The organism is Acetobacterium wieringae (genome assembly GCF_001766835.1).
Taxonomy (GTDB): Bacteria; Bacillota; Clostridia; order Eubacteriales; family Eubacteriaceae; genus Acetobacterium; species Acetobacterium wieringae.
Genome location: NZ_LKEU01000013.1, coordinates 25,576 through 48,570 on the forward strand (window position 1 = coordinate 25,576; position 22,995 = coordinate 48,570).

The 22,995-nt window shown below is 46.9% G+C and carries 27 protein-coding genes; 15 read left to right on the forward strand and 12 right to left on the reverse strand.

Annotated elements, in window-relative coordinates; genetic code table 11:
* Positions 1–5: 5 nt before the first annotated feature.
* A complete protein-coding gene (locus ACWI_RS02255; protein ID WP_070369819.1) occupies positions 6–695 on the reverse strand; it encodes a 3'-5' exonuclease in 690 nt (229 codons plus the stop codon).
* A 257-nt stretch (positions 696–952) separates the two neighbouring features.
* Here ACWI_RS02255 and ACWI_RS02260 point away from each other — a divergent pair, with 257 nt between their 5' ends.
* From ACWI_RS02260 to ACWI_RS02280, 5 genes are all read left to right on the forward strand, one after another.
* Positions 953–1,312 (forward strand): NADPH-dependent FMN reductase family protein, encoded by a 360-nt coding sequence (locus ACWI_RS02260; protein ID WP_070369820.1) that lies wholly within the window; start codon positions 953–955, stop codon positions 1,310–1,312.
* Between the two features lie 60 nt (positions 1,313–1,372).
* The gene (locus ACWI_RS02265; protein WP_070369821.1) at positions 1,373–1,987 is read left to right on the forward strand and encodes a glycosyltransferase; all 615 of its coding nucleotides are present in this window, start codon (positions 1,373–1,375) and stop codon (positions 1,985–1,987) included.
* Positions 1,988–2,049: 62 nt separating this feature from the next.
* Positions 2,050–2,619 (forward strand): glycosyltransferase, encoded by a 570-nt coding sequence (locus ACWI_RS02270; protein ID WP_070369822.1) that lies wholly within the window; start codon positions 2,050–2,052, stop codon positions 2,617–2,619.
* The gene (locus tag ACWI_RS02275) at positions 2,597–2,881 is read left to right on the forward strand and encodes a hypothetical protein (protein WP_070369823.1); all 285 of its coding nucleotides are present in this window, start codon (positions 2,597–2,599) and stop codon (positions 2,879–2,881) included. The genes ACWI_RS02270 and ACWI_RS02275 overlap by 23 nt, the downstream gene beginning before the upstream one ends.
* Positions 2,882–4,519, forward strand: coding sequence for a PocR ligand-binding domain-containing protein (locus ACWI_RS02280; protein WP_070369824.1), 1,638 nt, complete (start codon positions 2,882–2,884; stop codon positions 4,517–4,519). It begins immediately after the preceding gene.
* A gap of 9 nt (positions 4,520–4,528) precedes the next feature.
* On the opposite strand, the gene ACWI_RS02285 is transcribed toward ACWI_RS02280, so the two are convergent.
* From ACWI_RS02285 to ACWI_RS02300, 4 genes are read right to left on the reverse strand one after another with little or no spacing between them, the layout of a single operon-like run.
* A complete protein-coding gene (locus ACWI_RS02285) occupies positions 4,529–5,158 on the reverse strand; it encodes an ABC-2 transporter permease (protein WP_242871563.1) in 630 nt (209 codons plus the stop codon).
* The gene (locus ACWI_RS02290; RefSeq protein WP_070369825.1) at positions 5,152–6,015 is read right to left on the reverse strand and encodes an ABC transporter ATP-binding protein; all 864 of its coding nucleotides are present in this window, start codon (positions 6,013–6,015) and stop codon (positions 5,152–5,154) included. The genes ACWI_RS02285 and ACWI_RS02290 overlap by 7 nt, the downstream gene beginning before the upstream one ends.
* A gap of 2 nt (positions 6,016–6,017) precedes the next feature.
* Positions 6,018–6,392 carry a GntR family transcriptional regulator gene (locus ACWI_RS02295; protein WP_070369826.1) on the reverse strand — a complete coding sequence of 125 codons (375 nt, stop codon included), beginning with the start codon at positions 6,390–6,392 and terminating at the stop codon, positions 6,018–6,020.
* Positions 6,389–6,649: a hypothetical protein gene (locus tag ACWI_RS02300; protein ID WP_070369827.1), complete on the reverse strand. Its 261-nt coding sequence runs from the start codon at positions 6,647–6,649 to the stop codon at positions 6,389–6,391. Before ACWI_RS02300 ends, ACWI_RS02295 begins: the two co-directional genes overlap by 4 nt.
* A 38-nt stretch (positions 6,650–6,687) precedes the next feature.
* Between ACWI_RS02300 and ACWI_RS02305 the strand changes: the two genes are divergently transcribed.
* Both ACWI_RS02305 and ACWI_RS02310 read left to right on the forward strand, forming a co-directional pair.
* Positions 6,688–7,188: a GNAT family N-acetyltransferase gene (locus tag ACWI_RS02305; RefSeq protein WP_070369828.1), complete on the forward strand. Its 501-nt coding sequence runs from the start codon at positions 6,688–6,690 to the stop codon at positions 7,186–7,188.
* Between the two features lie 108 nt (positions 7,189–7,296).
* A complete protein-coding gene (locus ACWI_RS02310; protein ID WP_070369829.1) occupies positions 7,297–7,926 on the forward strand; it encodes a DsbA family oxidoreductase in 630 nt (209 codons plus the stop codon).
* Positions 7,927–8,132: 206 nt separating this feature from the next.
* On the opposite strand, the gene ACWI_RS02315 is transcribed toward ACWI_RS02310, so the two are convergent.
* The 4 genes from ACWI_RS02315 to ACWI_RS02330 all read right to left on the reverse strand — a co-directional run bounded on the left by ACWI_RS02315 (position 8,133) and on the right by ACWI_RS02330 (position 11,730).
* A complete protein-coding gene (locus tag ACWI_RS02315) occupies positions 8,133–8,711 on the reverse strand; it encodes a hypothetical protein (protein WP_070369830.1) in 579 nt (192 codons plus the stop codon).
* A gap of 292 nt (positions 8,712–9,003) precedes the next feature.
* A complete protein-coding gene (locus ACWI_RS02320) occupies positions 9,004–9,699 on the reverse strand; it encodes a GGDEF domain-containing protein (RefSeq protein ID WP_070369831.1) in 696 nt (231 codons plus the stop codon).
* A 559-nt stretch (positions 9,700–10,258) separates the two neighbouring features.
* A complete protein-coding gene (locus ACWI_RS02325; RefSeq protein ID WP_070369906.1) occupies positions 10,259–11,152 on the reverse strand; it encodes a PLP-dependent cysteine synthase family protein in 894 nt (297 codons plus the stop codon).
* 347 nt (positions 11,153–11,499) lie between these two features.
* Positions 11,500–11,730, reverse strand: coding sequence for a hypothetical protein (locus tag ACWI_RS02330; RefSeq protein WP_070369832.1), 231 nt, complete (start codon positions 11,728–11,730; stop codon positions 11,500–11,502).
* A gap of 354 nt (positions 11,731–12,084) precedes the next feature.
* Between ACWI_RS02330 and ACWI_RS02335 the strand changes: the two genes are divergently transcribed.
* Positions 12,085–13,092 carry a GGDEF domain-containing protein gene (locus ACWI_RS02335; RefSeq protein WP_070369833.1) on the forward strand — a complete coding sequence of 336 codons (1,008 nt, stop codon included), beginning with the start codon at positions 12,085–12,087 and terminating at the stop codon, positions 13,090–13,092.
* Positions 13,093–13,310: 218 nt separating this feature from the next.
* Positions 13,311–14,414, forward strand: coding sequence for a GGDEF domain-containing protein (locus ACWI_RS02340; protein ID WP_070369834.1), 1,104 nt, complete (start codon positions 13,311–13,313; stop codon positions 14,412–14,414).
* Between the two features lie 64 nt (positions 14,415–14,478).
* Here the strand turns inward: ACWI_RS02340 and ACWI_RS02345 are convergent, their stop codons facing one another.
* The gene (locus ACWI_RS02345) at positions 14,479–15,129 is read right to left on the reverse strand and encodes a DUF3786 domain-containing protein (protein WP_070369835.1); all 651 of its coding nucleotides are present in this window, start codon (positions 15,127–15,129) and stop codon (positions 14,479–14,481) included.
* Between the two features lie 318 nt (positions 15,130–15,447).
* Here ACWI_RS02345 and ACWI_RS02350 point away from each other — a divergent pair, with 318 nt between their 5' ends.
* The 3 genes from ACWI_RS02350 to ACWI_RS02360 all read left to right on the forward strand — a co-directional run bounded on the left by ACWI_RS02350 (position 15,448) and on the right by ACWI_RS02360 (position 18,506).
* The gene (locus ACWI_RS02350; RefSeq protein WP_070369836.1) at positions 15,448–16,353 is read left to right on the forward strand and encodes a patatin-like phospholipase family protein; all 906 of its coding nucleotides are present in this window, start codon (positions 15,448–15,450) and stop codon (positions 16,351–16,353) included.
* Positions 16,354–16,549: 196 nt separating this feature from the next.
* A complete protein-coding gene (locus ACWI_RS02355; RefSeq protein ID WP_070369837.1) occupies positions 16,550–18,175 on the forward strand; it encodes a sensor domain-containing diguanylate cyclase in 1,626 nt (541 codons plus the stop codon).
* A 148-nt stretch (positions 18,176–18,323) separates the two neighbouring features.
* The gene (locus ACWI_RS02360) at positions 18,324–18,506 is read left to right on the forward strand and encodes a hypothetical protein (protein ID WP_070369838.1); all 183 of its coding nucleotides are present in this window, start codon (positions 18,324–18,326) and stop codon (positions 18,504–18,506) included.
* A gap of 256 nt (positions 18,507–18,762) precedes the next feature.
* On the opposite strand, the gene ACWI_RS02365 is transcribed toward ACWI_RS02360, so the two are convergent.
* Together ACWI_RS02365 and ACWI_RS02370 are read right to left on the reverse strand one after the other, a co-directional pair.
* Positions 18,763–19,314, reverse strand: coding sequence for a hemerythrin domain-containing protein (locus tag ACWI_RS02365; protein ID WP_070369839.1), 552 nt, complete (start codon positions 19,312–19,314; stop codon positions 18,763–18,765).
* Positions 19,311–19,916: a hypothetical protein gene (locus tag ACWI_RS02370; RefSeq protein ID WP_070369840.1), complete on the reverse strand. Its 606-nt coding sequence runs from the start codon at positions 19,914–19,916 to the stop codon at positions 19,311–19,313. Before ACWI_RS02370 ends, ACWI_RS02365 begins: the two co-directional genes overlap by 4 nt.
* A gap of 181 nt (positions 19,917–20,097) precedes the next feature.
* Between ACWI_RS02370 and ACWI_RS02375 the strand changes: the two genes are divergently transcribed.
* The 3 genes from ACWI_RS02375 (at position 20,098) to ACWI_RS02385 (ending at position 22,995) form a co-directional block, all read left to right on the forward strand.
* Complete coding sequence (locus ACWI_RS02375) at positions 20,098–20,307, forward strand: DUF1858 domain-containing protein (protein ID WP_070369841.1); 210 nt, start codon at positions 20,098–20,100, stop codon at positions 20,305–20,307.
* A gap of 265 nt (positions 20,308–20,572) precedes the next feature.
* Entirely contained in the window at positions 20,573–21,265 is a 693-nt protein-coding gene (locus ACWI_RS02380; protein WP_070369842.1) for a Crp/Fnr family transcriptional regulator, read from the forward strand.
* Between the two features lie 71 nt (positions 21,266–21,336).
* Positions 21,337–22,995 carry a C39 family peptidase gene (locus ACWI_RS02385; protein ID WP_070369843.1) on the forward strand — a complete coding sequence of 553 codons (1,659 nt, stop codon included), beginning with the start codon at positions 21,337–21,339 and terminating at the stop codon, positions 22,993–22,995.

Genomic DNA, 22,995 nt, shown 5'->3' on the forward strand with positions numbered 1-22,995 from the left:
GGCAATCACAGCGAAATCCGGGCAAACTGATCCCTGCTGGTGGTCAGATGCTGGCATTTCTTTTTATAGGGGGAATGTTTGTGATTAAATTCCCTGGCCAGGATCAGGGTATTAAGTTCATCCACACAGGTCAGAGAACCCTGATGATATTTCAGGGACTGATAAAGATTATTGCTGACTAGACAGTCGGATAGAGCCCGGTGGGCATTGGTGTTCTGAATGGCGCATTTTTCACACAGTGAGGTCAGTTGGGAATTGAGAACCGAACGCTGCCGTTCCCTAAACAACTCCCGGATGTCGATAAAATCATTGGTCAGATCATGATTGATGTAAAGCTTACAGTGATCATACAAAAAATTGACGTCGGCATTGACCTTATGGCCAATTAAAATAAGGTCGCCGATAAACGCAGTAAAGGCGGAAAGCACTTCGGCAATGGGGGCCGCATCGGCCAGCATGTTATTGGTGATTCCCGTCAGGCTGGTGATATAGGAACTGATGGGGTTGCGGGGTTTACAAAGCATCTGAAAAACCGAAACGATTTTATTGTCCCGTACCTTGACGGCGCCGATTTCGATGATTTCGCAGTTGTGGGGACTGAATCCGGTGGTTTCAATGTCAATGATGACATAATTATCGGGAAAGTCAATCAGGCTGTTGCCTTTTTTTTCTCTCAGGGTTCCATATTTATTCATTGGTATTCTCCTAACAAGTTACGGTGAAAGTGATTTGTTTATTTTGTTATATTTATAACCAATCAAAGTACAAATAATCAGCACTGTCACCAAAAATTATAAAAAATTGTGAAATGATAAAAAAATTTGCCCAGAGGTATCGCTTTAAAAATATTTTTGAGAAAAAATAACAGGATGGGGTATACAACGAGCAAGCCGGTTGGCCTTGTCGCAGCATCAAAACTGAGGCTAGTTTACGATCAAATGGGGGAAGAAAGATGGAGATTGTAATGGTACACGGATACTTTTTACGAGGTACCGGCAGTAACCTCTTTGTCGCAAATACCTGTCGGGAATTGTGTAAGCTGGGGCATCAGGTAAAGTTGTTCTGTCAGGAAGAAAAGCCCCAGTTGTTTGACTTTATCGAAACCGCCTGGGACTTTGATCGCCACAACCACAATATTACAATAGTTTATCAACAAGCGACCCCCTATCCGGGGAAATGTCAGTTGTATCGACCCAATCTGAATGGTTTTTTACCAGTCTATGTTTATGACAATTACCCGGGTTATGTGGTAAAAACCTATTCTGACTGTACCCCAGCAGAAATTGAAGCCTATATTGAAGATAACCGTTGAGCGCTGGATGCTGTCGTCGACCCGGGGCGCACCGCTCTGGTCTTAAGCAACCATAGCATTATGCAGCCGGTTTATGTAGCCCGGAGTCGACTGGGCCACTGCCGCCACGTGATGACCGTTCACGGTAGCTGTTTGAATTTTTCGGTGCGCCACAGTCTCTTGTTAAAGGAATACGCCCGGGAAGCTCTGGCCAATGCCGAGTGGGTAGTTTTTATCAGTCAGTATTCCAGACTGGAGTTTCTGGCGTTTTTTGACAATGACCCAAGTCTTTACGCAAAATCGCTGGTGATTCCGGGCGGGGTGGATCTGAAGAATTTTATCAGTATAAATGATAGCAGTGAGAAACAGGCCGAGATCGATGGTCTGCTGGCCAGGCTGGCAGCGCCCCCCTTGATCGCTGGACAGCCCTCAGCTGCGACGGCGCTCTGGCAGACCGATGAAGACGTCGTTCGTAAGCTGGGTCGGATTGACTTTACGGATGAAAAAATCATCTTATATTATGGCAAGTATTTGTGGACAAAAGGGGTACAGTTACTGATTGCGGCAGCGCCGCTGATGCTGATGAAAAATCACCGACTGCGAATCATTCTGGTAGGCTTTGGGTCATCCCGGGATTATTTTGAAACTCTGATAAAGGCTCTGGATCAGGGGGATCTGGCACCTTTATCACACTAATCAGGAAACCGGACAGTGTCGATGCCACCATTGCTGCCGATGCTTCCGTTTATTTTGAAGCATTGTTAAATAAATTGAATGACCCGGATTTTGCCAGCGCTTATCTAGCAGCCGCCACCGGAGCCATCCGGGAAGCGATTGTTTTCACCGGCTATCTCGATCATCAACATTTAAAAAGCCTGATTGCCTGTTGCGAAATTACCGTAGCTCCATCAATTTTTCCCGAGGCATTTGGGTTGGTGGCCGTTGAAGCACTGGCATCAGGGATCATCCCGGTGCTGACCAACCACAGTGGTTTTGCCGAAGTGATCAGCATCTATCGCCAGATTTTTGGAGACATTTTTGACCAGGGCGAAGCCGATGGGGCTTTTAGGCCGCCAGCACTTGATAGTGAGCTGGTTTTTGACCTAGCAGGGTCGCTAAATTATCTGCTTAACTATTATGCGGGGCTCAGCAACAGTGCTCGACAGGAAGTCCGCAACCGGGCCCGGAAAATTTGTGTTGACAACTACACCTGGGAAGCCGTGGTGCAGCGCTACCTTCGTTGTAGTAACGGCGGTAGCGCTGTTGATCTCGGCCAGAATTGGATGCCGCCAAAAGGAGAATGTGATGGAAAAAAACACAATCAATGACAAGATCATGATGGTCAATGCCCAGGGGATTGTCCTGGGTGCCAGCGCCGCCTGTGCCGAATTTCTTGAGCAGAAGCTTGAGCAACTAAACGGCATTTATATTTTAGATCTGAATTTCGGCCTAACCTTAACCCAATTTTTGGCATATTTTGAAAAGATAAAAAAGGACCATCACTTTGCTTTCAAAACTTATTTTACCAATCAGGCTAACCACATGATTCATATCGACGTGCGGGGAATTTATGTGGATTCTCAGGAGTAGGTGCTACTGAACATCAGTGCAGGTGTTCCGGAAGAAACAAAAAATTATTTCAGCGATCCCAAAAAGCTGCTGATGGAATTCCCGACTACCGCTGTTGAATTGAGTCTGGGTGATGTGATGGATGCCACCCTGTTCCAGAATATCATGGACTATTTTTACGAACTGACCGGGATCCCGGTGGGGATTATTGATATGAATGGCAATATCATTGTCAAAGAAGGATGGCAGGATATCTGTGTCAACTTTCATCGGCTTAATCCGGCTTCCTGTAAAAACTGCCTGGAAAGTGATTTTGAAATAACCAAAGGAATCGAAGTGGGGGAATACCGGAGCTATAAGTGTAAAAATAACCTTTGGGACATTGCCACCCCGATTTATCTGGGAAATCAGCGGATGGGGCATATTTACCTGGGTCAGTTTTTTTACACTGATGAATCCATCGATTACGACTATTTTCAAAATCAAGCCAGAGAATTTGGATTTGATGAGGAAGCTTATATGGCGGCATTGGAGCGGGTTCCACGCTTTAGTCGTCGACAGGTGGAAACCGCTATGAAGTTTTATACCAAGATGGCCAGTTACATCTCGCAATTGAGTTTTACCAACATCAAGATCCATCAAACCATGATTGAACTGTATAATGTCATGAATTTTCAAAATGCTCTGATGGATGCGGTACCTTCACCGATTTTTTACAAGAATAAAGATCTGGTCTATCTTGGTGGTAACAAAACCTTCGAAGAGGCGATTGGTTTGGCGCCATCGGATTACATCGGTAAAACGGTGTTTGATATTTCGTCCCGGGAATTGGCAGAGGCTTATCATCAGGCCGATGTCGAACTGTTGAAGACTAAAACACCTCAGGTTTATGATTTCCAAATCGTGTCCTCGACTGGCAAAAATAAATGTGTTATTTTTAACAAAGCTATCTTTACTGACCAGGCTGGTGAAGTGGCGGGGATCATCGGTGTTATTCAGGACATTACCGAGATGAAACAGGCTCAGGAATATCTACAGAAGGTGAATGAAGAAATAATTGATACCCAGAAAGAAGTCATTTATACTCTGGGTGAGATCATCGAGACCCGTTCTCAGGAGGCTGCCAAGCATGTGGTGCGGGTAGCGGAATACTCACATCTAATCGGGCTTAAGTATGGCTTGAATCAGGAAGACGCTATGCTGTTAAAAATCGCAGCACCGATGCATGACATTGGCAAAATCGGGATACCTGATCATATTCTCAACAAACCGGGCCCCTTGACCCGGGAAGAGTTCGATTGTATTAAAACCCACACGACCATCGGCTATAATATTATGAAAAAATCAAGCCACAAAATTTTAAAAATAGCTGGGATCATTGCCTTAAGCCATCATGAACGCTGGGATGGCACCGGTTATCCCCAGGGAATAGCCGGGGAGCAGATCAATGTGTTCAGTCGCATCGTATCGGTAGCCGATGTTTTTGATGCCGTTTCTCACAAGCGCTGCTATAAGGAGGCCTGGCCGTTGGATCAGGTAAGACACTATCTGGTGGAGCAATGCGGGAAGATGTTTGATCCTCGGGTAATCACCTTGTTTCTTGACAACTGGGAAGAAATTTTAATGATACGTTCCGAGTATTCCGATGCAAGTAGCTAGAATTACACATTAACTTTTGCGTTGATAAAGCATCCGGGAAAACCGGAAACTGATGACATTGGCAAAAATGGCAAGGATCAACACGGCAATCCAAAGACTGCTCTGCAGCACGTTATATAAAAGCAACATCAGGCCCATCGCCGGGAATAGCGCTAACACCCCGATAATATCGGATTTTTGGGCCTCGAACAGATAAAAAATCAGAAACTCGAGGGGTAAAAACAGTGCAACAAACAATAACCCATCAGGGACAATAGCGGTTTGCACAATCGCAAACATGTCCGGTTTGATGGCGTGGTTGATGTGAGAAAACAAAATGATCAGCGGTGTGGCAACCAGACAAAAGAGATAAAGGATGATGCCCCGGGCTCCGATAATGATTGTCGGGGTAACCGGGAGGAGGCAAAATAGAAACTTCGTTTTATATTTGGCGTCGTTAAAAGCAAAATTCCGCAAAAGCAAATAGGATAGCATCAAAAGTCCCACTGCAAAAACAATGACATTGGCACGATCATTGTTTATGTTAATCTGATTAAAATACATTGGGTACAACACAATACAGAGCAGCTGCAACCAGACAATTTGACTGAATGTCGAAATCTGCATTTTGGTGAAATGAAGAAAGTTTGACTTTAGCATGATGGCCTCCTGGCATAGTAGTTTAAAATATCCTCAATTGAGGGAACTTCATAGACGGTTTGGCTGGGCAGAACTTTTTTGAGGGCGGCTTTATTATCGGTTAGCCCCTCAAAGCCGTAGCTGGATTTATTCAGGCCGACAAAGTGATCGACGTGATCGGGCAGTAACAGGGCAGGATCGCCTTTAACAATGGCGTGCTGATCTTTTATTTCGTCCTTTGGCCCGTGGAGGATAATTTGGCCGTTAACAATAAAAAACAAATAATCCGCTATTTTATCAAGGTCGGAGGTGATATGCGTCGCCATTAATACCGTTTTGTTGTCCGCCAACACAATGTCTTTGAGGATTTCAATCAGTTCACTTCGTACCAGCGGATCGAGGCCAGCTGTTGGCTCGTCCAGAATAAAAAGCTCAGCCCCATGGGAAAGGGCCAGCACCAGGGCGTATTTCATCCGCATTCCCCGGGACAAATGCTTGATCTTTTTATCCTCGGGCAATTCAAGTTTATCCAGATAAGCATGATAGGCCTGATTGTCCCAGGTTGAATACATCGGAGCAATCAGGCGTGTCATTTTCTGTAAGGTCAAGTCTTCATAAAAATGACCGTCATCCAGCACAACCCCCAGCTTTGATTTGATTGCCAGATCGTTGTGGACACTATCCAAACCCAAAACGGTGATCTTTCCCTGATCGGGTTGGATCATGTTCAGAATGCTTTTGATCGTGGTTGTTTTTCCGGCGCCATTGGGTCCGATAAAGCCGGTCAGTGTTCCTTTTTCCAGCGACATATTGATATTCTGCAAGCTGAAATCGGCATAGTTTTTGCAAAGGTTATTGATTTCTAAAACTACATTCACGTTTATTCCTCCCTGATTAACACGTCGATAATATTTTTTAAATCCGCACCTGAAATGCCGACAGGTTTACCATAGTCAAGGATATCGGTCAACCTTTTTTCAATTTCCATCAAGCGGGTTTTACGCAACAGCTCCATGTTTTGAGGTGCAACAAAAGAGCCTTTACCCATCATATTAATGGTGAATCCTTCAGCTTCGAGGCAGTCATAGGCTTTTCTGGTCGTAATCACGCTGACATTCAAATCCCTGGCCAGGCCTCTGACAGAAGGCAGAAGATCGCCCTCCTTTAATTCGCCAGACAGGATCGCAGCTTTGATTTGGTTCATAATCTGCTCGTAAATAGGCACTTCAGCAGAATTTTTAATGATGATGTTCACTTTCCTATTACCTCCAGATTCAAATACTGTGCATGCACGATAAGCACAGTATAGCTGGCAATCATCTTTATGTCAATATGTTTAAAACCAGCGTCAAGAATAAAAATTTCATCCGGATCATATTTAGACATACTCGCAGGTATCAAACCGGTGGGTTTGTTTTTTTGCCAGAAAGCAGATATAATCTTTCCCACAACACCATTAAATGATACAATAGTGCCATTCCAAACGAATTGCAAAAGTACGCTCTGTTTCACAAGTCCCCAATCATTCATGCAAAAGGAGAAATAAAACAATGACACTAAAAATCAGAAACGTGACAATTGAAGATCTAAAGGAAGTCACCGCAGTGGAAGCCAGCTGCTTTCCGGCAGCCGAGGCCGCAACCAGGAGCGCATTTGCACAACGCATCAAGGTCTTTCCGGAGAGTTTTTTTATCGCCGAAATGGATGACAAAATCGTCGGGTTTATCAATGGGGGTGTCATCAATGAAACGACAATTGGGGATGAATTATTTCAGGACGCTGATCGACATGTTCCAGACGGCGCTTACCAGACCGTTTTTGGTCTCGATGTGATCCCCGGTTATCGTAATCAGGGAATCGCCGCCCGGTTAATGGAGCATTTGATTGCAGTATCACGATCAGCCAGTCGCAAAGGCGTGATTCTCACCTGCAAAGCTTCGCTGATTGATTATTATCAAAAATTCGGGTTTGAAAATTCCGGCGAATCGCAATCGGTGCATGGTGGTTCAAAATGGTATGATATGATCCTGCGCTTCGATTCGCCCCAATAATTAGCGAACATAGGGGATCACAACGTTTGTAAACCAGTGGCTGGTATGTCAGGCACGCAAAATTAATGGAAAGGTCTTGCCAGCGGTAAGAATTGTGAGGTAATAACAGTGAAAGTAGAAATTTGGTCAGATTATGTCTGTCCCTTTTGTTATATCGGAGAAAGAAAACTTGCCTTAGCCCTCGAAAAAACAGGGATGACAGCAGCAGCTGAGATCGTTTTTAATGCGTATGAATTGGATCCAAATGCCAGGAAGAGCTATGATGAGAACATTAATCAACTGATTGCCAAGAAATATGGAATGAGTTTGGAACAGGCCATAGCGGCTAACAACAATATCATCAATGCGGCCAGAGAAGTTGACCTGGATTTTAATTTTGACAAACTGCAGCCGACCAATACCTTTGATGCGCACCGGTTGTCCCATTACGCCAAGGATCAGGGCAAGCAGCAGGCCTATACCGAAGCGGTGATGAAAAGCTATTTTACGGAGGGATTGAACATTTCAGATTTTGACGTGTTAACGGCCATTGCAGGTGAAGTGGGATTAGATCAAGTGGAAGTCTTACGCATTTTAGAATCATCGGCGTATGAAAAAGAAGTCCGTCAAGATGAAAAAAATGCCCGTTCCCACCAGATACATGGCGTCCCCTATTTTTTGTTTAACGAAACAACGGCTGTCAGTGGCGCGCAACCAGTGGATACCTTTGTGGCGGTGATTGAAGAACTAAAAGAGTAAAATTAAAATGTTCTTAACTTGATCCAGCAGCACCATGTTTGGCTTTTTTGAACCGCTTAAAACTTTGAATAGCAACTTTTTATATCATGGCCCCCTGTCTTAAATTTCTTTAATAATGTTACGTTTCCGTTGCCATACAACTAAAACACCCCTGGCCGATAATCCGCCAGGGGTGTCTTTGGGTTTAGTAAATGTGTTAATTCATATCACGCCAGGACATTCACACTGGCCTGACTGGTGTTCTGGTTGTTCTGGTATTGTTGAAATAGCGATAGTAATGATTGGTTGGTCTGGGTGCTTTGGCTTGATTCGGTATCATCCAGGAAGCTTAAGCTGCCCATTGATTCCCGGATTTGCATGTAGTTTTGCGAAATACCGCCATTAGGCATGCTCTCTGTCGCAGGAACAAGGTCCAGGATTTCCTGGAGATCAAAGCCGTTTGCTTCAACTGCATCAGCTAAGGCGCTGCCAGCAGGAATACCGGCGTCTCGCAAAGTTGATACGATGGTGGTGGCATCCTCTTCACTGAGTGAAGCGGCGTCGTACTCTTCAAGCAGCGAGCTGATTAAATCTTCCTGTTCCGCTGTCAGGGTGGATGAGTCGGTGGAGTCGGATGTGGCACTGGCTTCTGGTGGTGGTGGCGGACCTTTTGGCGGTGGCGGCATGGAGCCATCGACCTGGCTGGTTTCACCGGTATCGCTGGTCTCGCTGGCGGTCGTTAGTTTGGCTTGATAAGCCTGCCAAATGCTGGAAGCACTACCACTTTGACTGATTGAACTAATCATTTTAGAGCTCTCCTTTCGTAAAATTTGCAGCAGGCAAGAGAAACCGGCCCGGACGAGGCTCATTCACGATAAATTCACCTGTACCAATGGCTATAGAACGCTTAACTGCTGACTGATTGGGGGATCACTTTGATGGTGTTGAAATGGATTCAAACAGTGACGGTGACCGGGCTTTTAGCCGGCAGTCTGAAGTGTCAACAAGAGTAACGACAATGCGCCAAAGTGTCCCGATTATTTATAGCCAATGGAACTTGAATGGACCTTGAATAAAAGCAGTGATTACTTGGCAAGGTTACAAAACAGAGTGTTCAACCCGGTTTCTGCCATATGCTTTGGCCTGGTACAAAGCGTCATCTGTTTGTTTGAAATAGTGATCAAAGTTTTTAATGCAATCCCCGGTTATCAATGAAACTCCCAGACTGGTGGTAATGGTTATCTCCCACTGTGTGGAAGGGTAGGTCTCGATGGCAATCTGGGCGCGGATCATTTCCGCTAGATTTAATGCCTGTTCCAGGCTTACCATCGGTCCGGCCACAAGAAATTCTTCGCCACCCCATCGCGAGACGGTGAAACTATCAGGCACCGCATTCTCAATCATTTGGGCGATGTGAATCAAAACCTGGTCACCCACCAGATGGCCATATTGATCATTGATTTGTTTGAAAAAATCAATATCTAAAAGCAGTAAAGCGATTTTACTGGTATTCTGCTTTAGTGCCAGAATCCAGCAGAGAGAAATCAACCAAAGGCTTAAATGGAGAACGAAATAACTGGCGTCGATCCATGCTTCTTGCGCGGTTGACTGCAGTAGACCTTTCAGATCAAACAAGAGGATAATAAACGGTTCAATAATGAGCATCCCAAAAAAGAAGTAGCTGATGCGCTTGATGTTAATTTGGTTGGTATTTAGTTGAATCAATGAAATGGTTGATTCTGGCGGCGCTGGCTCAGTCGATAAGAGCGCTTCGTTTTTAATTGGTATCCTCACGATATTAAATAATAGTCTTTTATTATGCACTATAAATGGAAAAATCAAACTATTTTAAATTAGTCAGTTGTGATTGTTTTATCTGCCTAGATACCAGCACCATTGATATGCTGAAACGGACATGAATGAGAATCAGCCCACGACAACCCGATCATTCTTTTGATACTATCATATTGTGTTCTGGCCCAGTTTCTTCAGATCATACGTTTAAGCAACAATTGATTGCAACTTATTCAATCATGGCTCCCGTGGTTAAAATGTTACTTTACATACCCGATGTTAAACACCTAAAACACCCCTGGCCGATAATCAGCCAGGGGTGTTTTTACCGTACGGGGATAGCTCAATGTAATGATACAGATAACAGATTGTTAATCTACATCACGCCAGGACATTTACACGTGTCTGACTTGAATTATGATTGTTCTGGAATTGCTTAAATAAAGCCAGCGATGACGCGCTGGTTTGAGTGTTGTCACTTAATGTGCTTTCACCGAGAATAAGACTTTTTATAATGCTGAGTTTTAGAAAACCGTTTATAAAAACAGATTTATAAATGCTACAGTTTAAACAAATCGGTACTGAGGTATTTTTCGCCGCGATCCGGGAAGATGACCACAATCAGGCCGGAATCGATTTTTTTGGCCACCTCAGTGGCGGCATACATGGCGGCGCCACTGCTCATACCCACAAAAATTCCTTCTTTTTTAACAATATGACGGGCAAAATCAAAGGCAATTTCCGATTCAACCATGATGTGTTCATCGATGACATCAGGTTGATACAGAGCCGGAACAATGGCTTCTTCCATGTTTTTAAGGCCCTGGATATAATGACCAAGCACCGGTTGGGCTTCCACAATTTTCACCTCAGGGTTATGATGGCGCAGGCCCATGCCCACCCCCATAATGGTGCCGGAGGTGCCTAAGGAAGACACCAGGTGGGTCACTTTTCCTTCGGTCTGTGCCCAGATTTCTTCGGCGGTGGTGGAGTAGTGGGCCAGCTTATTATATTTATTACTGAACTGATCGGGATTAAAGTAGCGATCCGGGTACTTAGCAATCAGCTCCCGAACCTTGCGGATGGCCCCGTCGGTACCTTCGTTGGGGGAAGTCAGGGTGACAGTAGCCCCGAAGGCCTGGATCATTTTTCGGCGTTCGATGGAAACGGCTTCGCTCATGACGATTTCCAGCTGGTAGCCCTTGACAGCGGCGATCATCGCCAGACCAATGCCGGTGTTGCCGCTGGTGGGCTCAATAATAATCTTATCTCTGGTTAAAATACCTTCGGCCTCGGCCTGTTCCACCATTTTTAAGGCAATCCGGTCCTTGATGCTGCCGGTGGGGTTAACACCCTCATACTTGGCCAGCATTTCCACCTGAGGGTTGGGATTTAAATGATTAATCCGGACCATCGGCGTATGGCCGATGGTTTCTAAAATATTATTATAAATGCGTGTTTTCAATTTTTCATCCTTTCTGTAAGTAATCTCAGTCACGACTTATTATAGTATAAAATTAAGCAGAAAAACAATCATTTATAAAAAAAGCGATCAAGAATTGGTTAATCTGCCGAGCCGGTGGCAGCGACCGGATAGCGAAAAAAACCGCCGGGGTTTGTAATAAAACCGGGCGGTTAAGAGGTTACTATATCGATAAATCGCAGGGATTGCTTTCAAAAAACACGCATCCACTTATATGATTCGGCTATGTAGCTCTTTGATAGAGCTGTTGGGTAGTTAGGTTCCTTTCGATGGCAGTCACGGTTGTACCTCGGTTGCTCTTGCCCCGGGGTCAGCCCTTAGGCCTCACCACTGGTAATGGCCTCAGTACAGGCATCAATCTGACTTTTAAGCCGTTTGATTTCGGTGTCAAATTCTTCCATCTGCATCGAGATTTTGCTGCTGGAAACATGCATGCCGGATTGCTTAAAGATAAAGCTGCGTTCATTTTCAACATCCTGTAATTCTTCTTTAAGGTATGCCAACCGATTTTTTAATTCTTCGTTGGTTAATGTGGTAAAGTCTTCCATTTTATTTCTCCTGTTCATTGATTAGTTAAGGCCACTGCCAAAGCAATGACGGTGTTGAGTCAGTATAGCACGAACAGTTATTAAATGCAATTGATTATTGGGTGATGGAATGGTGCGACCCGACTGTTCAGACAATGATTGGCAAGCAACTGGTAATCGATTAAACTGTAATCATATGGACAATTTAAGCATCTCTGTGGAGTAATGTTATCGGCGTGTGATGACGTTATTATTCCGGGTAAGAAGGCTTAATGACTTGGCTGCTCAGGCAGCAAATCCCACCCCCCCGAACATAAACTATTTCAGAAAGGAACAGGCTGATGCTTGCCGCAGTCAAGATCAGCCCGGTGAATTATGAATGAAACGATAAATAAAGAACTGATCCCGTTCCAGAAACACTTTGACGCCTTTATCACCGCTTATTTAACCGAACGTGATCTAAACAAAACAGCAAGCTTGTTTGCCGAATCATTTCTTGGTTTTGGCACCGGTCTGGCAGAACGAACCTATACCAAGGCCGAAGCCATGCTGCTCTTTCAGCAGGATATTGAATCAGCTCCCAACCCGATTGCGGTTACCTTCCATCAGAAGCAATTTCTGTTGCTGGATGCCGACAACGCCCTGGTGGCAGCGGAGCTTGATATGAAAACCGTGATTCTCGAACAGCGGGTCAAATTCAACAATTTACGGCTGCTGCTGGTGATGCATCGCAACCAAGACACGGTCGCTATCGTCGGGATGCACCTGTCCTTTCCCACCGATGTCCATGGCGATGAGGAGTCCTTTCCGTTAAAAGAGCTGGAAGAACGGGCCCACCTGCTCCAGGAAATGGTGGAAAAGCGCACCAAAAGTTTAAAGCAGGCCTATGACGAACTCAGCGATCTGATCAACCGCGATCGTCTGACCAAGGTAGCCTCCCGTCACTATTTTGAGGAAGCCCTGCTAAACGAACAGCGGCGTTTTAAAAACTTTCAAAGAAATTACGCCCTGATTTTGTTGGATATCGATGACTTTAAACAGATTAATGACATGAACGGCCATTTAATTGGGGACGATATATTAAAAACAGTGGCCGCCACCATTTCAAATATTGCTAGAAAAACCGATGTTGTGGCCCGTTGGGGTGGCGATGAGTTTGTCATCCTATTGCCGGAAACCGGTGTTGACACCGCCTATGAGCTGGCTGAAGCGATGCGGCAGGCGGTAGAGAATGGGGATTATCCCATTACCCTGGCAATTACGTTAAGTATTGGTATTTCCGGTTCCCGGGCAGATGATCATGCCCGCAATGTTTTTAAATTGGTGGACGATGCCATGTATCGGGCCAAAAAAACCGGTAAGAATCAGATCGTGTGCGTATGAGCGTTTAATCAAACCTAAACAAACCCACTGGGATTAATCCAGTGGGTTTGTTTGCGGTGGGACCAGTCGCATTTTTAGTGGCGGATGGTGCGTTTTTAAATCGCCGTTCTGCGTATCCTCATGCATTTCGGGTATAATAAAAATAGACATGGTCATCAGAGTGGGAAGCGTCACGCAGATCATAATGAGCGCCAATCGATACAGAAAGGGTGATCAAAATGAATTCGGAACAGGAATCCAAAGCACCGATCTATTTAGGCGAATTCAGGGATGAACGGCTGGAACAGGAATTTTATCAGGCAGAAATCGTGGCTCATTTCAATTGGATTCGGCTGGGGATTCTGGCGGCGGCATTATTTTTTCTGGTACTGTTACTGCCGGTGTATGATCGGATTGTCGATCACCATGATTTTCGTATCGCTGCCAGTATGATTGTGGTGGTGACTGTGGCGCTGTTCTTTTTATTTTTTAAGGTCTCATTCGCTACCGTAGGTACCTTGCTGAGCTACTGGTTTACCGGGTACGAAATTGCTGTTGGGCTGGCCCTGCTTTATCTGCTCACCAACCTGATGCCGGTGGCCCCACTGGTTCAGGTGCTCAGCTTGATTGTGATGATCCTGGTGGTTTTTCTGATCAATAGTCGCTGGTTACTGGCTGTTTTTACCACGCTTTTGCTGGGTGTCAGTTATTTTGTGATGGTGGTGGTCGAAAGTGGCCTGAGTGCCGATGCCCGGGTCGCCGGTCTGGGGGTGTTGCTGATTATTGTCATCAGCAGTCTGGCGTCCTACCGCAGCAACACCTACAAGCGGTTTCATTATCTGAATCTGCTCGAGCTGATCCGGTTGGCTGAATTTGACGCCCTGACCGGGATCTATAATAAAGCAAAATTCAATAAGGATTACGACGGACTGACCGAACGGGCCCGACGCCAGCAGGGCCATTTATCGGTGGTGATGTTTGACATTGATAATTTTAAAGAAATTAATACACAGCACGGTCATTTGGTCGGCGATGCCATCTTATTAGAGCTGGCCAATTTCATTCAGTTGCATATTCGTAGCTCGGATATTTTTGTGCGTTGGGGTGGCGATAAATTTATTCTGACGTTTCCCGACATCCCCTTGCCCCTGGCGGCCGAAATCGCAGAAAAATTGCGAGTGCTCATTGGCGATCATGATTTTGCCCAAGTCGGCCACCTGTCCTGCAGTTTTGGGGTGGCCGCCTTTGAAGAAGGGGATCAACTGGACAGTCTCGTCCGTCGGGCCGACCAGCGTCTGGATACGGCCAAAACCCAGGGCAAAAATAGAGTTGTTCAGGGCTGAACCAGGCTATATGGGGGTAGATCAGTCGAAATCTGTGGTTCTTGGATCAGCGGCCCCCCTGCCGCTACATCTTAAAAAGCGGCCCCTTGATCGCCACCCCAGCCACTGCGGCCAGTCGTTCGATGCCCTCCATGGCCAGGCTGACGGTGCTTTCTACGTGGATGAAATCAGTGGCGTTGCGGTCATAGAGAATATTGGCCTGAGCCGGGAATTCATCATCGCCATCCCAGAACAGAAATTTGAGGGGAATGCTGTCAAACGACTTGACCAGTCCACCGGCATCAGAATGGGACAGTCGGGTGCCACCCAGGGTTTCGTAGGCCTGGGAAAGGGCCTCGGTCTGGCCGGAAAAAGTCATTGCCAGGGGCTCCAGAACATTTTTCTCAAAGGCCATGGCAAACGGGGAGGCCCCGGATAATTCCCGGAATGGCACCCATAAATCGGTACAACGGGCCTGGGGGGTAGAAAACCACAGAAAGGTATAAATATTTAATTGACTGATGATCTCCGCAGGCGAAAAATCGTCAAGATTGACAATAACGCCGGTTTTTAAATCCATCCCAAATTTTTTAGCAAACAGTTTCACCGTCAGATAGTCTTCTTCACACTGAAGTTCCGGCAGTTTGTCAAGCAGCTCCGGGATATGCATCCCCAGAATCTTTTGCCGCCAGGTCTCACAGGCCTTCAGGTAATTATTAGTGGTATCATTTAACATCGATGACTCCTTTTAAAATTTTCTCCATACCAGGGCTTAAGTGCTTTTGCCAGGGTACCAGCTTCAGTTTAACAGGATGGCGGGATTAACACAACCCAAAAGTATCGGATTTATTTTTGGCTATATCAGAGAATCACTGCAAAGTGAACCCTGAATAAATGGGCTGCAAAGCAAACTGACAAGTACATGGTCACAAAGCTGTTCTTTCTTTCTGAGAGGATGGCTTTGTTTTGACTCCCCGTGATAAGGATTGAATTTGACGGTTTTTTCAGTTAAACTAAGCAGGGACAAACACGAAACACAGATACAGGAGACAAAATGGAAGAAAACAAGACAGCCAGCAAGACCATTAAAAGTAATATCAAGGATACCGCCCTGATCTTTGAAGGTGGGGGCATGCGGGCCAGCTATACCGCCGGTTTTTTAAATACGTTGCTTAAAAATCAGCTTCACTTTGACTATGTGGCCGGAATCTCGGCGGGTTCCAGCCATTGCGTCAATTATTTATCCCGGGATCCGGAACGGGCCCGGCGTTCCTTTGTGGAAATTGCCCAGGATCCAAAGTTCGGTGGCTGGAAATCCTTTATAAAAGGTGAGGGTTTTTTCAGATCCTCTTATCTTTATGAAGAAACCTCCCTGCCGGGAGGAACCCTGCCACTGGATTTTGACACCTTTATGGCCAATCCGGCGCAGCTGCGGATTGGTTTGTTTGAGCGTCGCCTGGGCAAGGTGCTCTATTACCGCAAGGAAGACATCACCGCAATGGAAGACCTGATGAAAATTGTCCGGGGTTCGTCGTCCCTACCGATTTTTATGCCGCCTACCGATTACGATGGCCGCTCCTTTGTGGATGGCGGATTGGGCGGCGGGATTGCATTGGACATTGCCAAACAGGACGGCTACCAGAAATTTTTTGTGGTGCTGACCCGGGAAAAGGGCTACCGGAAATCACCGCTTAAATTTAAACACGCAATCAGAGCCTACTATCGCAACTATCCCAAGGTGGCCCAGGCCATGCTTAATCGTCACGTCATTTATAATAAAACGCTGGATGAGCTGGAAGCTCTGGAGCGCCAGGGCCGGGCCTTTCTGGTTTACCCTGAGACCATGCCGGTATCAAACCGGGAGGTGAGTTTCGACAAACTGGCCGACAGCTACCAAAAGGGCTATGCTCAGGGCCAGCGGGATTTGCCCAAGTGGCTGCGCTTTCTGGGCATGGCCTGAAAATTCCGCGCCTTTAAAACCTTGGGATTAACAGAAAAACTGACGGCCACCCTTGTTTTAAGGGCTTGATTGGGGTAAAATGAAATGACTGGGCCCGATGCCAATGACCGTGATTACAGGATAATTGCGAAACTGGGCGCAAAGCTCATGGCGGTTTTGCAATGAGCGATTTGATTACCACAAAGGAGTTTAAACCTTGATCGATAAAACCTTTAAAGATACGAAAAAAACGATACTCTATACCCTGGGGGTATTCCTGATTCTCAGTCTGGGCTATTTTCTGATCACCCTGGTGATCCAGATCAATGCCGATACCGCCCAGAAAAATAAGCTGTTGGCTCAGCAGCAACAGCTGGTAGCAGTCGAAAAAACGATTATCTCAAATAAGGTTAACCGTTTGGCCACCGATCTGCTCTATGCCACTGATGCCCTGGCCCTGGGGGATAACGGCCGGGGAGATTACTCGGACGCCGAAGACCACTGGCTGGCCTTTGCCAACCGTAAAATGATCTATGACCAGATTCGTTTTATCGATGTTGATGGTAACGAGGTGATTCGGGTTAATTATGATGAAAATGGTGCGACTCTGACCGATAGCGACGATCTTCAGAACAAGGCTGACCGTTATTATTTTACTGCGGGCATAAATCTGGCCCAAAACCAGATTTATGTGTCACCACTGGATTTAAACAAGGAAAACGACCAGATTGAGCAGCCAATCAAACCGATGATCCGCCTGGCAACCCCTTACTATGGTGCCAGAGGCCAGCTGCTGGGGTTGGTGGTACTGAATTATACCGCCAATGATCTGCTGGCGCAGGTGGAAAAAATTGCTACTGCCAGCCAAGGCCAGGTTTTTATGCTCAATGCCGATGGCTATTGGTTGTATAACAGTGCTGATCCGAACAGGGCCTGGGGATTTATGTACGACAACCGCCTAAACGACAGCTTTAAAACCGATTTTCCAGAAGTCTGGTCGACCATCCAAAGCCAAAAAAATGGCACCCTGACTACGACCGCCGGGGTATTTGCCTATACCAATATTCTTACCGCTACCGAACTGGAACTGGATTTGCACCATACCCTGGCGCCGGGGCTGGGAGATTGGACAATGGTCTCCTTTATTCCGGCCACAACCCCGGAAGGCCAGCTGTTGACCCGTAGTCTTGCTGCAACAATGCTCTTGGTATTGCGTTATAATCTCTTTGCCTATCTGCTGATCTTGACGCTGGCAGTCTTTGCCGGAGTGATTCTGACCATCAATCAGGTGAAGAATGACGAAATCAAATATTACTCGGAGTACGACGCCATGACCGGGGTCTTTAACCGTCGCACTGGCTTTGAAAAACTGAAGCAGCTCTATAAAAATATTGAGAAAAACGAAAAGCTGGTATCGGTCTGTTTTATTGATATCAATGGCCTCAAGGATGTTAATGATTTTCTCGGGCATGATGCCGGTGATGAACTGATTATCACGGTAACCAGGGGCATTCAAAATAATATCCGCAGCAATGACTTTCTGGCCCGACTGGGCGGGGACGAGTTTTTGATTATTTTTGAAGGACTCGACGAAGCGGAGGCCGAAGCAGCGTGGCAGCGGATTGTGGCCGAATATGAACAGATCAATGCCACAGAAAACCGCCGTTACCTGATTAGCGCCAGCCACGGCATTGAAACCATTAGTGGCAGCTCCAATGAATACATCGATTCGATTATCAACCAGGCTGATGAGAAAATGTATCGGGAAAAGAAAATCCTGAAAAAGAACTTAAAAATTGTTCGGGATTATGTCCCCGATGACAAAGCGGGGTCGCCGGAGTGATGCTGTCCAACCGATCCGTTTAGGATAATTGAAAGAAACCTTAAGAAATTGAACTGGTAAAGGTTTGCATAAAAATTACTGCTATATAACAATTATTTGCTGTGCTATACTGGATGAAAACTTCGAAGTAGCACAGGAGGGTAAAAAAATGGGTAAAGTTAGCATTATTACTAGCAGCAATGCACGGGATTTTCACCGTAAACTCAGTGAGGCGTTTGAAAGAGGCGGCAAACTGGTGGGTGGGATTAAGTCCATTCCCAAAGGTGATGAATCCCGGATGGATTGTGAATACGACTATGTGACCTTTGTCAGTTATGAACAGATCAGTTAATTAATTTAAATCATAAAAGTCCGCTGTAAAATCAGTGAACTCAGACTATCAAAAGAGCTAACCCAGTACCGACAATTGTGTATCATGTTGTACGCATCGGAGCGGACACGGCAGAGCCTGTCCGATTCCGCAGCGAACAACAGATTAACAATTGGTCGGTACGGTAGTTTATCGAAATCCTAAAAAGTCCACTGTAAATTCAGTGGACTTTTTTCTTCGTAACGCCAAAGCGTGGGAATGGCGCAGTCAACGGCCATCAGTATTTGGCTTCGAGCTCGGTTAAAATCCCCAGGTAGTAAGCGGGAATGCCCTGCTGATTAGCCGCGGTTTCAAATTCGGCGGTTTGGACATTGACCCGGGCCAGAATTTCCGGGGCCAGTTGCTTTTCAGCAAAGGGATAAACCACCGTGTCTTCTTTGACAATGTGACGGGTCAGGTGATTGGCGTAACCAACGGCATTGGCAATGACGTCCAGACGACTGTCGTCGTCTCCCGCCTGAACCCGGATTAAGGCGGCTTTCAGCTCGGCGATAAACAGGCGGCCCCAGTCGTGCTCCACCAGCATCCCATGGGAAATCAGATTACTGCCCATTTTACCGAGGTGATCGACCATTGCTTTAAAAAGAAAGGCTTCTTCCTTGCCATGATGGTGGACGTCGGCGTAATTGGCGATGAAATCAATCATCTTGTCAAAGTCGTCGTAATTTATCGGCTGGCCCTGCATCACCTGGGTACTGGCTTTGCGAACCACGGCCAACATTCGGATAATATGGGTATGCTCATCGACCATTAACGTAATACTGTTCATTGGTTAGACCTCCTGATAATACTGGTGAGCGCGTCACGTTTTTGATAAACCTGTCCGGTGCCAGCCAGCAGGCCCTCGATTAGAGCTTCCCGTAGTCGATAATAGACGGCAATGTCACCACCGACAGCCTGCCAGTAGGAGCTGTGAACGCAGCGGTTACGTTGCCAGACAACCTGGTTATCACCCTCTTCAATCAGAACATTGGCGTGATCACAGGGCATTCCGTCCAGCAGACTGTCGCTCAGCAGCTTATAGGCGGCCGCCGGGGTTAAATCGGACTGCGATAAAGCCTGTCCCTGGGACCGGAAAATCGCTTCAATATGAGGATAGCTGTCGGGGTTCTGGTCAAGTAGTGTTGTGATGGCCGCTGCCAGCTTGTATTCGGCCCGGGTGACATTGGTTTGGAGCCAGCCGTGAATGTTGCCAGGATCAATGACCGTCTCCAACGGCCGGGTTTCGGAAACTCCATAACGGTGATCCAGCTCGGCCTGAAGCTGATTTGCCTGGTTACCATTTAAAGCGATGATTTCGGTGATGATCGCTTCCTGTAACTGAATTTTATGATATACCCAAAAATGAATCGGTCCTAAAAATTTACTCATGTTCGTCCTCCTGAGTTGCGCCTATCGTTTCGCGCGGTGTTTTTATTTGATGATTTTATTATAACCACTTTCAGACAGATAATTGTAGCTATGGCTACAATTATCTGCTATTTTTGTGCTATACTGGGTTCAAGTTAAAAAACAAATAATTGTTTGAACAATTATATCAGGAGGTTTTACCATGCAAAAAGTAAGTAAAGATATGAAAATTGGTGAGTTATTAAGAATTGACGGTGGCTTTGCTCCGATTCTATTGGAAATCGGGATGCATTGTCTGGGCTGTCCGTCCTCACAAATGGAAACCATTGAAGAAGCCTGCCAGGTTCACAGCACCAGCGCCGATGCCCTGGTCGACAAGCTCAACGCTCATCTGGCTTCGCTTAACGCCTAACGCACCACACCCCCCAGCACCGTAGCCGGCGCTTGAGGTTGACGATAAACTACCGTACCGACCAATTGTTAATCTGTTGTTCGCTGCGGAATCGGACAGGTTGCACCGTGTCCGCTCCGATGCGTACAACATGATGTAACAATTGTCGGTACTGGGTTATCTTTTTTGACAGTCTGTTGCGCCGTAACCGGCGCTTTTTTTTCGGCCTTTACGGAATCGGGTGGCTGTCATATAATAGGGTTAATAGCGCAAAGGAGAGAAAAAAATGGAGCAATTTTATCCGGTGATCGCACAATGCCCCTTGTTTGATATGGTCAATAGAGACGAGTATCAAAATCTGATGACCTGCATCAACGCCAGTATCCGTCACTACAACAGTGATGATTATGTAATTCTGGCCGGTAGCCAGATCGCTTTTGTCGGGATTGTGCTGAGCGGGGCAGTCGAAATCATCAAAGAAAATCCTGCCGGAGCCCGTTTGATTATGGATGTGCTGGGGCCGGGTCATATTTTTGGGGAGGGAATCGTCTGCACCAAAGCCCGAATTGCCCCGGTCAGTGTCCGTGTTAAAGCAGCGTCACAAATTCTTGTGATTCCCTTTGAGCGGATCATTAAAACCTGTGGCAAGTCCTGTGGTTTTCACTTTCAGCTGATTCAGAATATGATGATGCTGTTGGGTGAAAAAAACTTTCGGATGAATGTAAAAATCGAATTACTGATGTTAAAGGGGATGCGGGAAAAGCTGGCTACCTATCTGCTTGATCAGGCCAGCCAAAACAACAGCCGCAGCTTTGATATTGTCCTTAACCGCAATGAGCTGGCCGAGTACCTCAATGTTTCCCGGACATCGATGAGTCGGGAACTGAGCCGGATGAAAGACGAAGGCCTGCTGGATTATTACCAGAATTCCTTTCGGATTCTCAACCGGGAGGGTTTAACTGCCTGCCTGATGCGCTAACTGGACGAAGTGGCGTCTGAATGGTTATCGGCGCCACAGACTCAAGGATCACAGAAAAAATGGAGAAATCGATGAAGAAATACTTACTCATACAATTAGTGCTGTTGTTGACCCTGACTGTTTTGGCCGGTCTGCTATCGTCCGGGGTGCTGGCGGCGACCGCCCCCCGGGTGCTCTACCGCACCCATGTTCAGAATGATGGCTGGCAGGATTTTGTCAGTGATGGCGTCCTCAGTGGCACTGCCGGCCGCAGTCTGCGATTGGAAGGGATTGAAATCAAGCTGGAGGCTGCGGATTATGACCTCGGCGTTCGCTACCAGACCCATATCCAGAACATCGGCTGGGAAGCGGATACAAATCGGGGCTTTAAGAATGACGGCGCCATGAGCGGGACCGAGGGGCTCAGCTACCGCCTGGAGGCCATCCAGATCAGTTTGACCGGGGCTGCTGCCGATGCCTTTGATATCTACTATCAGGTGCACGCCCAGAATTTTGGCTGGCTGGGCTGGGCTAAAAACGGTGAAAGCGCCGGCACCGCTGGTTATTCCTATCGGCTGGAAGGAATCCATATTGTTATTCTGCCCAAGGGCAGCAGCCCGCCAACGGGTACCGTGGATCAGTTAACGCCTTTTGTGGAACGCCAGTCAGTGCCGGGAAACCTGCTGATCCAGACTACCGCCAGTGACTTTAACAGCAATGCTCTGGGGCTGGATCGGGTTGCGATTGTTCCGGACGCCGGTGACGGGGCCATTGTCCTGAATAACGGGAATCAGGCTGGCGTCTATACCTCCAATGTCTTTAATACCAGCCCTTTTACCAAGGCGGTGCTGTCCTGGAATGCTGATACCCCAGCGGGCAGCCTGGTTCAGGTGGAAGCCCGGGTTTGTGAGAATGCCGTGGATGCAAACGGCCAGTCCACCGAAAACTGGTCGGACTGGCTCTCCTGGGGACGCTGGGGAAGCAGTATCAACCGGGCTTCCGGCATCGGAACGACCGATAGCCCGCTGGCTAAACTGGATGTTGATACGCTGGTGGTTAAAAATGGCAAGACTGCCAACAAAATCCAATACCGGGTGATTCTTCACTCCGGCAGCCCCGGCATCACCCCAAACCTGCGACTGGTAGCTCTTGCTCTGCGCAATCAGAACCCTGGTCAGGAGATCACCAAGGTTTTTTATGACACGCCCAATCTGTTTAATTTGCCGGTACTCAATGTGCCCCAACTTTCCCAGATGGTTCGGGATCCGGCCATTGCCGATTCCATCTGCAGCCCCACCAGTGTGACGATGATGCTTGCGTATTATGGCACCGTTGTCCAGCCGGAAACGGCGGCCTGGGGGGCCTATGATTACGGTTATCAGGATTTTGGCAACTGGCCCTTTAACACTGCCTATGCGGCCAGTCTGGGTTACCAGGCCTATGTCGATTATTCTACGATTGAGGGTCTCAAGCGGGAGATTGCCGGAGGCCATCCGGTGGCAGTGGCAGTGGCCTACAAAAACAGCGCTGCCGTCAGTGGCGATCTGCCGGTGGTCGATGGTGCCCCGATTCGTCAGACTCCGGGCCACCTGATTGTGGTCTGCGGTTTCACCCAGGAAAATGGCACCGACTATATCATCATCAACGATCCGGCGGCCGCCAGCAACGCAGGCGTCCGGGTAAAATACCGGCTCGATCAGTTTGCCGCTGCCTGGGCCGAGTCCGGCAACATTGCCTACATTATTCACTAA

Bases quoted from the DNA above. Each gene is read 5' to 3' on its own strand.
- ACWI_RS02255 (WP_070369819.1), bottom strand. From the start codon at position 695: ATGAATAAATATGGAACCCTGAGAGAAAAAAAAGGCAACAGCCTGATT.
- ACWI_RS02260 (WP_070369820.1), top strand. From the start codon at position 953: ATGGAGATTGTAATGGTACACGGATACTTTTTACGAGGTACCGGCAGT.
- ACWI_RS02265 (WP_070369821.1), top strand. From the start codon at position 1,373: ATGCAGCCGGTTTATGTAGCCCGGAGTCGACTGGGCCACTGCCGCCAC.
- ACWI_RS02275 (WP_070369823.1), top strand. From the start codon at position 2,597: ATGGAAAAAAACACAATCAATGACAAGATCATGATGGTCAATGCCCAG.
- ACWI_RS02285 (WP_242871563.1), bottom strand. From the start codon at position 5,158: ATGCTAAAGTCAAACTTTCTTCATTTCACCAAAATGCAGATTTCGACA.
- ACWI_RS02305 (WP_070369828.1), top strand. From the start codon at position 6,688: ATGACACTAAAAATCAGAAACGTGACAATTGAAGATCTAAAGGAAGTC.
- ACWI_RS02315 (WP_070369830.1), bottom strand. From the start codon at position 8,711: ATGATTAGTTCAATCAGTCAAAGTGGTAGTGCTTCCAGCATTTGGCAG.
- ACWI_RS02330 (WP_070369832.1), bottom strand. From the start codon at position 11,730: ATGGAAGACTTTACCACATTAACCAACGAAGAATTAAAAAATCGGTTG.
- ACWI_RS02335 (WP_070369833.1), top strand. From the start codon at position 12,085: ATGAATGAAACGATAAATAAAGAACTGATCCCGTTCCAGAAACACTTT.
- ACWI_RS02340 (WP_070369834.1), top strand. From the start codon at position 13,311: ATGAATTCGGAACAGGAATCCAAAGCACCGATCTATTTAGGCGAATTC.
- ACWI_RS02345 (WP_070369835.1), bottom strand. From the start codon at position 15,129: ATGTTAAATGATACCACTAATAATTACCTGAAGGCCTGTGAGACCTGG.
- ACWI_RS02350 (WP_070369836.1), top strand. From the start codon at position 15,448: ATGGAAGAAAACAAGACAGCCAGCAAGACCATTAAAAGTAATATCAAG.
- ACWI_RS02360 (WP_070369838.1), top strand. From the start codon at position 18,324: ATGGGTAAAGTTAGCATTATTACTAGCAGCAATGCACGGGATTTTCAC.
- ACWI_RS02365 (WP_070369839.1), bottom strand. From the start codon at position 19,314: ATGAACAGTATTACGTTAATGGTCGATGAGCATACCCATATTATCCGA.
- ACWI_RS02370 (WP_070369840.1), bottom strand. From the start codon at position 19,916: ATGAGTAAATTTTTAGGACCGATTCATTTTTGGGTATATCATAAAATT.
- ACWI_RS02375 (WP_070369841.1), top strand. From the start codon at position 20,098: ATGCAAAAAGTAAGTAAAGATATGAAAATTGGTGAGTTATTAAGAATT.
- ACWI_RS02380 (WP_070369842.1), top strand. From the start codon at position 20,573: ATGGAGCAATTTTATCCGGTGATCGCACAATGCCCCTTGTTTGATATG.
- ACWI_RS02385 (WP_070369843.1), top strand. From the start codon at position 21,337: ATGAAGAAATACTTACTCATACAATTAGTGCTGTTGTTGACCCTGACT.